The organism is Microvirga sp. 3-52 (assembly GCF_018383585.1).
In the GTDB taxonomy this organism is placed as follows: Bacteria; Pseudomonadota; Alphaproteobacteria; order Rhizobiales; family Beijerinckiaceae; genus Microvirga.
In genome coordinates, this window is sequence record NZ_JAHAMK010000031.1 from 39,259 (window position 1) to 51,070 (window position 11,812).

Annotated in this window: 7 protein-coding genes and 2 pseudogenes; 5 read left to right on the plus strand and 4 right to left on the minus strand. The window is 54.6% G+C overall.

Going from position 1 to position 11,812, the window contains the following annotated elements; all coding sequences use genetic code 11:
• Window positions 1–62: 62 nt before the first annotated feature.
• The gene (locus KHP60_RS19705; protein ID WP_213566014.1) at window positions 63–1,481 is read right to left on the minus strand and encodes a hypothetical protein; all 1,419 of its coding nucleotides are present in this window, start codon (window positions 1,479–1,481) and stop codon (window positions 63–65) included.
• Between the two features lie 1,077 nt (window positions 1,482–2,558).
• On the opposite strand from KHP60_RS19705, the gene KHP60_RS19710 reads away from it, so the two are divergent.
• The 4 genes from KHP60_RS19710 (at window position 2,559) to KHP60_RS19725 (ending at window position 8,259) form a co-directional block, all read left to right on the plus strand.
• The gene (locus KHP60_RS19710) at window positions 2,559–3,722 is read left to right on the plus strand and encodes a glycosyltransferase (RefSeq protein ID WP_213566015.1); all 1,164 of its coding nucleotides are present in this window, start codon (window positions 2,559–2,561) and stop codon (window positions 3,720–3,722) included.
• Between the two features lie 174 nt (window positions 3,723–3,896).
• Window positions 3,897–4,931: a glycosyltransferase family 4 protein gene (locus tag KHP60_RS19715; protein ID WP_213566016.1), complete on the plus strand. Its 1,035-nt coding sequence runs from the start codon at window positions 3,897–3,899 to the stop codon at window positions 4,929–4,931.
• A 66-nt stretch (window positions 4,932–4,997) separates the two neighbouring features.
• Window positions 4,998–6,992, plus strand: coding sequence for an asparagine synthase (glutamine-hydrolyzing) (gene asnB, locus KHP60_RS19720; protein WP_213566017.1), 1,995 nt, complete (start codon window positions 4,998–5,000; stop codon window positions 6,990–6,992).
• Window positions 6,993–7,137: 145 nt separating this feature from the next.
• Window positions 7,138–8,259, plus strand: coding sequence for a glycosyltransferase family 2 protein (locus tag KHP60_RS19725; protein ID WP_213566018.1), 1,122 nt, complete (start codon window positions 7,138–7,140; stop codon window positions 8,257–8,259).
• 119 nt (window positions 8,260–8,378) lie between these two features.
• Here KHP60_RS19725 and KHP60_RS25270 read toward each other — a convergent pair.
• Together KHP60_RS25270 and KHP60_RS19735 are read right to left on the minus strand one after the other, a co-directional pair.
• Window positions 8,379–8,515 (minus strand): annotated as a pseudogene (locus tag KHP60_RS25270) (IS481 family transposase); the annotation flags it as partial.
• Between the two features lie 137 nt (window positions 8,516–8,652).
• Entirely contained in the window at window positions 8,653–9,831 is a 1,179-nt protein-coding gene (locus tag KHP60_RS19735) for a hypothetical protein (protein ID WP_213566020.1), read from the minus strand.
• 1,275 nt (window positions 9,832–11,106) lie between these two features.
• On the opposite strand from KHP60_RS19735, the gene KHP60_RS19740 reads away from it, so the two are divergent.
• Window positions 11,107–11,490, plus strand: a complete 384-nt coding sequence (locus tag KHP60_RS19740) for a hypothetical protein (RefSeq protein ID WP_213566021.1) — start codon at window positions 11,107–11,109, stop codon at window positions 11,488–11,490.
• Between the two features lie 176 nt (window positions 11,491–11,666).
• Here KHP60_RS19740 and KHP60_RS19745 read toward each other — a convergent pair.
• A pseudogene (locus KHP60_RS19745) lies at window positions 11,667–11,812 on the minus strand (IS630 family transposase); the annotation flags it as partial.

The following is an 11,812-nucleotide window of genomic DNA, read 5'->3' on the forward strand; positions in this document are numbered from 1 at the left end:
GCAGAAAAGTGGATTTATAGTCGTCGAACGCCGCAACAACAGGCCGTATGAAGCAGAGAGCATCAGGACGCTATCTTATCTGCATTCATAAACGAGCTAAGCGGATAGCTGTGGCGCAATCTGGGATGCTGAACCAAGGATACCGCATACCGGTATTTTCCAGATGGCAATGGTGGAATTGAGTCCACAATTTCAAATTCGACTTGGCAAGAATCCCCCATTACTCGCCGGAACGATGTACGAATTTCCTCCAGAGCTATGGGGGGCGGCGGCGCCTCTATAATCAACTTGATCAGAATGGAATTGTAGTCCGTCTGGATAACCTGAGTCTTCTTCAGCCATCCGTCATTATGAACTTTTCCAAGGAAGTGCATAAAAAAGTTTCCTGGCACGGTCGAACCATCCTCGCGCACAAAAGTGTCCATGATGCGCCCAGTGACAGTATGCAGGTTCTCCACGGATGGAGTCGGAGATTCCGTCAACGCACCAACAACTGCTCTGTCGCCGATCCGATAACGGATAATTGGCATAGTATAATTTGTCATGCAGGTGACCAGTACATCACCCTCCTCACCGGGCCTGCATGCCTGCCCACGCTCGTTCACCACTTCAACGAAATGGGTATAGGAAAATACCTCCATCCCTCCGCCTGAGACCCGCTCTCCCGCGAAGCTGCCGACCTCACGCGACCCATATCGGTTTAGAACAGGGCAGCCAAAAGCTCGCTCAACTTCCTCGCGAATGAATGGATACAATGTTCCGGCACTGGTGACCACACCTCTGACACTGGTGACTTTGATACCTGCATCATTGATATAGCGTGCTAGTTCATAGATGCTCTCTGCATACGCCTCAATCATCACCGGACGAGCCCGTTGCAGTATCTTGGCGTAACGCTCCAAGTCCAATTTGCTCATACACCAGGAGTTGAGGAAAGTCTGGTTGCGTATGAAGTTAGACAGCTTGTTTCGCCACCCTGATGTACCGCGTAAAACATCCCGTTCGGAGCCCCAAAGCGTAACGAACGGTTCGCCAGACTCCCATCCTGCCCAGCGTTGCAGCATCTCTTGAGTCGCCCGACCGATATCGTCGTAGCAACGGTCCTGTAGCACGACAACAGGAATACCAGAGCTCCCACCTGACCCGTTTTTGTACCAGGCCCGAGTCTCGTAATCACGACTTTTCAAACGTTCGAACTCGCTATGCAGATGATCACGCGTCAATTCTGGGATCTGTGAGAAGCGCGTGAGGTCGACCTGCTCGCGATCTACGACCCCAGCATCGCGCAGCAGGTCTCCGTAATATGGGACATTACGAGCAGCATGAAGCAACAAATGCTTGAGTTGTTGCATCTGGGTCGAGCGCCGCTGCGTGATTGGCAACGTATAAAAATCGGCCAAAAAAGCAACATGGTTCGGAACAGGGTTGCGTGTGACATGCGTATCGTAAAACCCTAAAATAGGTCTACGCCAGTTCCTCATAATCTTCCTGCCTCTCGTGACTCACTCAAATCTTATCTGTATGGGAGGAAAACTGAAACGAACTCAGGTATTACCCCATAATAATGTCCATCCGCCGCAGGGTTGATCTGAAGCGAGCGCACCACGCGTAAATGGCTGGCTCGCCCCACCGTGGCAGACCGGCTTAGCCAGCGTGGTATGGGCTGCCGGACGGCCCTTGAGTAAACGGGTCCGTCACGCCGCTACCCGCGCCAGCGCCCGCGAACCGGTCCACTGGACATCGTGAATTCGGTTCGCTTCGGGGCTGTCCCGACAAGCGCCGCAGCGGCTTAGGATCCGACGCAGTCGGTCGAGTCCCTACACATCTGAAACCAACGGAAAGGCCAAGCCATCGTTCAAGACGCTTCTGCCGGACTGGGCTAACGGGATCCCAGACAGTTCATCGCAGATTGCAGCCACCGAGCGTCCGCAGTGCTTGGCGCAGCACAACTAGCAGCACCCGTATGCTGGCTCTAACTGACGATCTCAGGCTCACGCCCTCGCTGGAATAATCTGATCAGAGATCACCGCTAGGCGGCTCAATCCACTAAGCCGACAGTCGCGCTGGCGCCTGGAGGGCAACTCCGTAGCCGCCCGAGTAGCCGCCCGAACTGCAAGTGCATGATTGCGGCGGTCATCGGACTCTGACCGAAACGGCTCTGCAGAGGAACGCGCGGACCGGCTCCGCGACGGTGTTGATCCGCTTCGCCACCGTGTCAGCCTCTGCGTTGCACACTTGGCACCCAAAGGCTGAGTGAGGCGCAAGTGTGCGTCAGCGCAGGCTCTTTAGGTGCACTCCCGAAGAGAGACTACATATAGGAGAGTTTGATGGTACTCTGCCGGGACTGTGGCTGACGTTTGACGACAAAAGCCGACGACGCAATTGCCATCCGGATACACGATGCTTGCCTACGATAACCGGCTGTCCGTACAAGCGTTCAACATCGCGAACTGAATAATGAATGTACTAAGTGGTGTTTCAGAGCGCCGTCTAACAATTCGCTGAACGTCATGACTGCTCAAGCCACAAAGTGCGGTAGGAGGGCTACAGGATTGCCGATGGTCGCGGAAGAAATGGCTAGAGTAAACAATAGTGGCTTCGAGCGGGCGCTATCCTGCACGGCTCATGCAAGACCTATAGCAATCATTATCGGACAGTTTAAGCATGGTGGGAGCGAACGTCAGCTTTATACCTTTCTAACGTACTGTGATCGCAACCGTTGGAACCCGGTCGTCTACGTCTCGGGCGAGCTAGGATACTGGGACGAGCCGATCCGGAAACTGAATATTCCGGTCGTACTCCTTAGAGGCAGCCCACTCGCGAAGATGAGGCAATTCAGGAAGCATTGCGTCGCCCAAGGCGCAAAGCACTTCTTCTCGTGGTCTTCATATACGAATGCCTACGGCCTGTCTCTGATCGGGCTCAATGTCCATTGTATAGGATCGTTCCGGAATACAGGGTTTACTGATCTGCCATCGCGCTGGCGATGGCTCTGGTCTTGGGCCAGCATGGCTGGAATATCCACCGCGGTTTGCAACTCGCGGAGAACGCAGATCGAAATCTCAGAGCGCAGTGCCCTGACGAAGAAGGTTGTCTACATTCCAAATGCCATCCAAGTACTTCCCAGTGACAAACTGCGAGCATACCGTGAAGCATGGCGCCAGAAGCTGGGCTTATCCGAGACTGATGTGCTCGTTCTTGGCGTAGGCAGAGTGGAGCCGGCTAAGAACTTCTCACGCTTTGTCGATGTAGTTCATCAGGTCGTCCAGCACGTTCCTGTCAAGGCCATCATCGCCGGAGGTGACCAGGGGGACCAACAAAACGTTCAGGCGCACGTGGACGATCTCGGTCTGCGAGATACCGTCGACTTTCTCGGATTGATCCCAGAAGCCCGTGAATTGATCTGCGCCGCCGACGTCTTCCTCTTATCCTCTGATAGAGAAGGCATGCCGAACGTCGTCCTGGAGGCAATGGCGGCCGGCGTTCCGTGTGTATCCACGAAGGTGGGTTCCATTGGCGACGTGATAGAGCATGGAACGACAGGGTTCATAGCCGAGATGGATGTCCAGCAATTGGCACAGTATGTGCATCGTCTGGCTATTGACCCGACCTTAAGCAAGGCAGTCGGCAAGCATGCGAGAGCTGCAATCGAGCGAAACTTTCAACCGGAACACATAGTGAGTGAACTCTGGGCGTTGTGCGAGACGCCAAGCGATCACTAAGCCGCGTGTTGCGGCATTCATTCTCGTCACACTCTGAGAAATGAAAAATCGATCGAAATGCTCTGCGGTGCGACATATGCTGCAGACGAGAATTCTGGGATCCTAGAGATCTCGCTGGAGCTGGGTCAACGATCGCAAGCCGATTGTTGAAAGAACTACGTCAGGAGTTTCGTTATGGAAGCCCCAATTCGCGTGCTAATGGTGACGTCGGAGTGGCCGACAGAGAGCAGTCCCTTCGCTGTTCCATTTCTCGTACAGCAGGTTGAGTTTCTGCGGCGCGCGGGAGCCGAAGTTGATGTATTTTTCTTTCGTGGCGCAAAGAATCCTTTCAACTACATGAGGGCCTGGTGTAGATTACAGTGGAAATACAGATCGAAGTGGAAACAGTACGACCTTGTTCATGCCCATTTCGGTCAAGCTGCTTTGATCCCATGGCCAAAGAGATTGCCACTCGTCATCACCTTTCACGGGGTCGACATGCTGGGGCAGCTCTCAAAGACGGGACGGATGACATTGCGTGGAAAGTTGCTCGTATGGCTGGGGCGACTTGCCGCTCGCTTCGCGGATGCAGTGATCATAGTCTCGAACGAGATGAAGCAAAATCTACCCGCGAACATGACACTCCATATGCTGCCTACAGGCGTCGACCTTGCATCACTGCCTGAACTGCCGAGAGAGGAAGCACGGCACCAGCTTGGGCTGCCTATCGAAGAACGACTTGTACTCTTCGTGGGAAATCCGAACGATCCATTGAAGGGTTACGACAGAGCGTGTGAGGCAGTCGATACACTTAATAGAAGGTTGCCAGTCAAGCTCGTGCTCGGTTGGAATAAGCGGCACGATGATATCATCATGATGATGCACGCTTGCGACGCACTCATCGTGACGTCTCTGCAGGAGGGATCGCCTACAATCGTCAAGGAAGCGCTTGCGTGCAATCTTGGCATAGCTTCCGTGGACGTGGGGGACGTCGTCGAACGGTTGGCCGGAATCGCCGGATGCGAAATAGCTCCCGATCGCGAACCCGAAACGATTGCCACCGCCCTTGAGAGGGTCCTGCTCCATGGTGAAGAGATCAAAGGGCGCGAGGCGATCAAAGATCTTGACGAGACGATTATTACAGACAGGCTCATGAGAATTTACCGCGGCGTCATGAGACATGTCTACGAACTGAGTGACCGGCCGTTCGTCTCCAGCCAAAGCAAGTGATCCTGGAACCCGTGCGCGCGCTGCCGCTGCTTTAAACGATATTACTCATTCTTGGAGGTGATACTGATGTGCGGCATCTTAGGCGTTGTTAGCCTCAGCGGCGAGCCCGTCGATGTTAGCGTTCTACAGCGGATGAACGACATGCAGTCTCACAGGGGGCCAGATGGAGAAGGCTTTCTGCTCGGATGGTTTGATGGCGAGATGTCAAACCAAGTTTTCGTCCCGCAAATTGCGCAGTACAGCCTCAATAATGCGGTTCAAGTTGCTTTGGGGCACCGACGGCTGGCCATACTCGATCTCATGGATCGAGGATTGCAGCCGATGACAGTCAGGGATGGTCACTCCTGGATCGTCTTTAATGGCGAGATCTACAATCACCTGGAACTACGCGCCGAACTCGAGGTCTGCGGCTATCGGTTCAAAAGCCGCACAGACACTGAAGTCCTTTTGACAGCGTACGTCCACTGGGGGGAGGATTGTCTGTCGCGCATAGACGGAATGTACGCCTTTGCGATCTGGGACGGAAATCGCAGGCGACTGTTTTGCGCCCGTGATCGGTTTGGAATTAAACCGCTCTACTACACCTTCCAGAATGGCTACTTTATCTTTGCATCGGAAATTAAAACGCTCCTTGCTTTTCCAGGTGTCGAGGCAGTTGCCGACGATGAGGCAGTACTCGGCTTTCTTACGCACGGCAATTGCGATTACAGCGATCGGACCATGTTCCGTGACATCAATTCCTTACCGGCGTCACACTGTCTGGATATCGATCTGAGTACCCATCAGTTCGAACCAAAGCGCTACTATCAACTTAGCCCGCGTACTCGATACGATATGTCAGATGCGGATCAGATCGAGAGATTGCAGGAACTCCTTGTCGATAGTGTCCGAAAGCATCTGATCAGCGATGTCCGGATCGGTAGCTGTCTCAGCGGCGGACTGGATTCATCAGCCGTCGTCGCCTTGGTTGGAAAGATTTCACGTGAGAGCCCGGAGCTTGCTGGCGCAATCGGAGACAAGCTCCACACGTTTACATCCTGCTATGAATATAAGGAGCTTGATGAGCGAAACTTTGCTCGAAGCGTTGCGGATTCGGTCGGAGCCAGATCAGAGCTCGTGTTCCCGTCAGCTTCGGACTTCTGGGCAGACTTCGAGCGATTGACCTGGCATCAGGATATGCCCTGCGGCAGCCTGAGTTTCTACGCCCAGTGGCGGGTTATGAGGGCTGCCAAGGAAGCCGGCGTCAAAGTTCTCCTTGATGGACAGGGTGGTGATGAAGTCTTTGGTGGATATGCGAAGTTTCGATACGCGTATATGGCATCGCTTCTTCGAAGCGGCCGCTTACCACGACTGACGAGCGAGCTCTACGCCATGATGCGCCAAGGAGACCGTTACGTGCTCGACCTGCGTAATGGCTACCGCTATCTTCCAAAGGGTTTGCGCCAGCTGCTGAACGTCGACTCGGTCATGAAGAACGTAATTCGAGCGGATTGGAGCAGAGCCGTCTCAGACCACAGCTCGCCGGCCACACGTTGGTGGCGTAATGCATTCGACTCCAAGAGCCACGGCGCAAAGAACTCTTGCACGTTGATGCAGCGAATACAGCTCGACGATATCCTTGTCGATACGCTTCCGCAGCTGCTACGATTTGAGGATCGCTCGTCGATGGCGTTCTCGATCGAGGCGAGAGTGCCGCTCCTGGACCATCGCCTGGTCGAGCACGGCATCTCACTTCCAGATCACCTGAAAGTGAATAATGGATGGAGCAAATTTGCAGTTCGGAAAGCAATGAAAGGTTTAATGCCTGAAACGGTTCGATTGCGTAAGAGCAAACTGGGTTTCGCAGCGCCCGACCGGATATGGCTCTCAGACGATCTCAAGCCTCGAATCAATGAAATGATTCAAAGTGATATGCGCAGTGAAAAGTATATTAACTCGTCAGCCCTGAGGCAATGGCATGGGTCCTCGAAGATCGATAGAGGGAACAAGGAGTCTTATCTTGGTCTGTTCCGAATTATGTCTCTTGAAACGTGGATGCGCACGTTCAATGTGTCCTGTTGACGCAACTTTCTTCTGATTAGCCTGATGTGTGCCAGCGGCGCAACGAAGGCGTTGTTTCCTGTCCAGCAATGTCTCGAAATAACGTCAAAGTTCTCATGGCCTTCTATCCTAGGCACGAGGGCCGCAAAAATTCACGGAGATCGAGATGCATCGTGTGTTGCCCTTAACCAGAGAGGATGGCGCCGTGGAAGCGGAGACGAACAAGGCCTTTCGACCTGTCAGCGTCAGCATAATCATGCCCGTTCGGAACGAGGCGAAGCATATCGATCAGTGTCTCGGAGCGATACTGGCGCAGGACTACCCACCCGAGCTGATGGAGATTATCATCGCTGATGGCATGTCTACGGATGATACTCGCACCATCATTGGTCAGTTAGCGGCCGATCATCCCGCTATTCGAATAGTGGTGCTGGATAATCCGCTTCGAATTGCCCCTTCAGCTCTCAACCTCGCAATCGCTCAGTCGACAGGCGATGTGATCCTTCGGGTCGATGGTCACACGTTCATCGCGCCGGATTATGTATCGCAGTGCATTGCTGCTCTCCAAACGTCGGGCGCCGACAACGTCGGAGGTGGCACGGAGCCGATGTGTCACGGGCGTTTCGGTGAAGCAATCTCACTGGCGACGGGCACCTCGTTCGGCGTCGGCCACGGGCGTTGGCGGCATGCCTCACAGGAGAGGTGGGTGGACACCGTCTATCTTGGAGCTTGGCCTCGTCATGTCTTCGAGCAGATCGGCCTGTTTGATGAGGAGCAAGTTCGAAACCAGGATGATGAATTTAACTACCGCTTGCGTGAGCATGGCGGTTCAGTGCTGATGAGTCCTCGCGTTAAGTCGAGCTATTACAACCGCAGCACACCTCTCTCTTTGTGGCGCCAATACTTCCAGTATGGATACTGGAAGGTGCGGGTTATGCAAAAACATCCAGGCCAGATGCGAGTGCGGCAATTCATTCCGCCGCTCTTTGTCGCTACCTTGCTGCTTACGGCGGTTCTTGCACCATTTACAAGCTTCGGCCTGTGGATGCTAGTTCTGACGGCCAGCTGCTACACGGCAGCTAATCTTGGAGCTTCTGTTTGGACGGGGCGAAAGGCCGGCATTGCAATGCTGCCGTTGCTTATGATGGCGTTCGCAATTCTTCACGTATCATATGGACTAGGCTTCCTTGTGGGATTGGTTCGCTTCTGGAATTGCTGGGGACAGCATGGGCGAATAATGCGTCTCATGTCCAGCCATGACGCTTCCGCTTCCATCGAGTGCCGTTAGAGCATCGGACTGGATTTTGGATTCCGAGGCTTCAGCGCGGGACGGAGTTGTGATTCACTGCCCTGAAAGGGAGGCGGATCATGGGTCACAGCTATTCCCTCGATCTGCGGGTGCGGGACGATCTTCTTGCGGAATGCTACACGATAGAACCCATCCAGCACCGTCTTGTGAAAGCGCTCAACGATGCCATTCGTCTGCGGGCTTTTCGTCTGGTCCTAGAATGATCCACATCCCCGATCGCCGGATAAAGCTGGTACTATTGCCAACGACATCGATCTCCGAACCCTACTCTGCTGCCATCAGCTAAACGGACGAGTCCAGCGGCATTAAGTGATCAACTTCGACGCCAGGAAGCAGCGGATGTAAGTCGGCTGAGACTAACGCCGCCGCAACTTACTTGCCATCCATCACCGCTGGACCGCTCGAAGCACCCGTATTCAAGCCTGGCAGATGGGAGATGGTGTATCGATACTTGCCAGACGACGATGGAGGAATGCTATCAACGAAATCAAATTCTATCCTGCAGTTTCTTCCCATCACCCGCTGCAAGGTACTCCGGATTTCGTCAAGGGCATGAGCCGGCGGTGGCGCAGCCGTGATCATCTTGATCACGATCCTGTTGTAATCTTTCTGGATCACCTGGGTCTTCCGGATCCAGCCGGAGTTGTGAACCACGCTCAGGAAGTGCATGAAGAAGGTCGCGGGCACCGTCGATCCATCCTCTCGTACAAGAGCATCCAAGATACGCCCGGTGACGGCCTGAAGTCGCTCGACCGAGTGGACCGGCGTGGCTGCAGCGGCCCCTACGACCGCCCGGTCGCCCAACCGGTAGCGGATGAGCGGCATCGTATAATTGGTCAGGCTTGTAACCAAGATGTCGCCTTCCTCACCGGGCCCGCATGGATTGCCGTTTTCATCCACGATTTCCACCAGATTGACGTAGGAAAACACCTCCAGCCCGGAACCGGAGGTCCTTTCAGCCGCGATGTCGCCGACCTCACGTGATCCGTAGCGGTTCAACACCGGACACCTGAACGCGCTCTCAACCTCGTGCCGGATGAACGGATACAGGGTGCCAGCGCTGCTGATTACGCTGCGAACACCCTCGACCCGCGCGCCCGTCTCGTTGATGTAGCGAGCGAGTTCGTAGATGCTTTCGGCATATGCTTCGATGACCACGGGTTCTACCCGCTGCAATGTCTTCACATAGCGTTGCAGATCGGCTTTGGTCATATTCCAGGAATTGAGAAGAGTTTGGTTGCGGATGAAGCCGGAGAGCTTGTTGCGCCAGCCTTCAGAGTTCATAAGAATGTCGCGCTCGGAGCCCCAGAGCGAGACGAGTGGCTCCCCAGGTTCGCACCCGGCCCATCCATAATGGAGGTCCTTCACGGCTCTGCCGACGTCGTCGTACAGACGATCCTGCAGAACCACTACAGGTTCACCCGTACTGCCGCCGGTGGTTCTCCTATACCAATTTCGTGAGGCGAGATCGTCGCTCTTTAGATGCTCGAACTCATCACGCAGGAGATCGCGCGTGAATTCGGGTATCTGTCGGAAGCGGGAGAGATCCACCTCATCGTTCCGGACCACCTTGGCGTTATGCAGCAGATCCTGATAGTAGGGTACATGATGTGACGCGTGACGCAGTAGCTGGGTGAGACGCCTGACTTGGATCTGCCGACGGTGCTCGATAGGAGAGCGATGGAACGCGTCCAGGCTTGTAACATGTCCTGGAATTGGGTTCTTTGTAATGTGTGCGTCATAGAACGCTAGAATGGGTCGGCGCCAATTGTACATGGCTGATCCTCTGACGGAATCTTTCCGCAACTTGAAAGTTCGTCTGATGTCAGGGCAGGTTGGGTCTGCGCTGCATGAACAGATGCGGAAATGCCTCTACGAGCAGTCGCATATGTTGAATAGTTTCACCGACTGTCTTACAGACCACACAGGTTTCTGACACGATGAACCTTTCTGGCGAATTCCCTGAAACCGAATGCCTATTGTGGTCATTTTTCGCAATGAACAAAGCTACTTTAAGTAGCATCACTCCTTTGGAGGATGCTCACAGGCCGTGGAATGTCCAAGCGCGGAATGCGCGTTTCACCGATCAAGCGACAACCTTCTTGTGGCCAGGGCAAGCACGCATACATGTGGCTCTGGCTCCAACGAGCAGCTGAATTAAGTCAGATCAGTCCGGACGGGTGATGCGGCTGCACGGCATCCGCCCTCGGCTGCCGCCGCTTCCGCTTTGTTCGAACAGAAAGTACCACAGACATTTCGAATAGCGGCGAACTGTACGAAGCCCAACCAACTGGACGCGAGTCTGATCGCTAGCCGTCCAAGCTACACTGCCCAACGGGCGCGCAAGTTCAGATCGCAGCAACCGCCTGGACGGCAGCTGAGAGTGTGCGGGAGCTAGATCACATGAAAGTGAGGACGCCGACCAGGCGGGCAAGCAGATGCTTTGGCGTGCCTCGACGGGCCTTTCCAAGGCTTGAACAGCGAAGCTGGCCCATCAGCGGCACTGCCCAGTGTGCCGAGACACGTATTGGGATCTGTTCGGCTGTACCAAGAGTTATACATCCAACAATGGCTGCATTGGTCGCCTCGATCCTCGATCGGTCCGAAGGCGAAGCGGGCCAGCTTGGCCTCCAAGTCACTGGAGATCAACATTGCCCTCCCCAGCGAGACGAACGAGATTCCGACAATCGCTGTCCAAAGGTTCGCTGGATCCCCACCGAACCTCCCTGTCGGCAGTTAAGGAAATCCGATGAACCTATTTGTGCGGCGCCGTGTTGAGTGGGAACCCGCGATGTAACCGTATGCCGGTAAGAGGAAAGCAGTATCATGGCCGAGGCGCGCGTCGGCATTCGAGTTGCAGATGACCGACAATCAGTGACAATTGAGATTGGTTCTACCGCAGAGCAATCGGAAACTGTCGTCCTAAATATTGAGCAACTCACGCAGATCATCAGGCTTCTGGGCCAAGCCAGAGCTCGTATGGTCCAAGGAGATCAGAAGAGGCCGCTCGACGGGAAAACTGTTGAGACTGTCATCGAACCGCCCTGGTACATCCAAGTTGCGCAGATCGACGGCTCACTTCTTGCATTCGACCACCCGTCCTATGGACCTCTCGCATTTGCTGTCCCTAGGGCCGACGTAGTCCGGATCGTCGACATCCTAAGCAAGCACTTGGCACACGCGAACCCGCAACAGGAAAAGCCAAGCTAGCAGATTGCCGAATTTTTGCCTGCTGCCTAGAGCCGTAACAGAATGAAGCCCTTCATATCAGCGAGGGTGCCGGGCGTCCCGAGACTGACCTGGCGACGTGCAGTAATCGCCACTCTGTCACGTTGAAGGAATACGCGAGACATTGATCTGAGGCCTGAACGCACTGCCGGCGGGACCTAGTGGATGGAATCTAACGCTTGGTGCCCACGCCTGACGGCGGCGATGATTTCATCTGGATCAGCCGTCCACGTGAAGGGCTTGGGACTGGCGTTCGTCTCGGCAACGTAGCGGTTGATGGCCGTCTGAAGGTCAACCACCGAAT

What these genes read in the sequence shown, in the direction of transcription:
- KHP60_RS19705 (WP_213566014.1), bottom strand. Translation starts at nt 1,481, where the DNA reads ATGAGGAACTGGCGTAGACCTATTTTAGGGTTTTACGATACGCATGTC.
- KHP60_RS19740 (WP_213566021.1), top strand. Translation starts at nt 11,107, where the DNA reads ATGGCCGAGGCGCGCGTCGGCATTCGAGTTGCAGATGACCGACAATCA.
- KHP60_RS19710 (WP_213566015.1), top strand. Translation starts at nt 2,559, where the DNA reads ATGGTCGCGGAAGAAATGGCTAGAGTAAACAATAGTGGCTTCGAGCGG.
- KHP60_RS19715 (WP_213566016.1), top strand. Translation starts at nt 3,897, where the DNA reads ATGGAAGCCCCAATTCGCGTGCTAATGGTGACGTCGGAGTGGCCGACA.
- KHP60_RS19725 (WP_213566018.1), top strand. Translation starts at nt 7,138, where the DNA reads ATGCATCGTGTGTTGCCCTTAACCAGAGAGGATGGCGCCGTGGAAGCG.
- asnB (WP_213566017.1), top strand. Translation starts at nt 4,998, where the DNA reads ATGTGCGGCATCTTAGGCGTTGTTAGCCTCAGCGGCGAGCCCGTCGAT.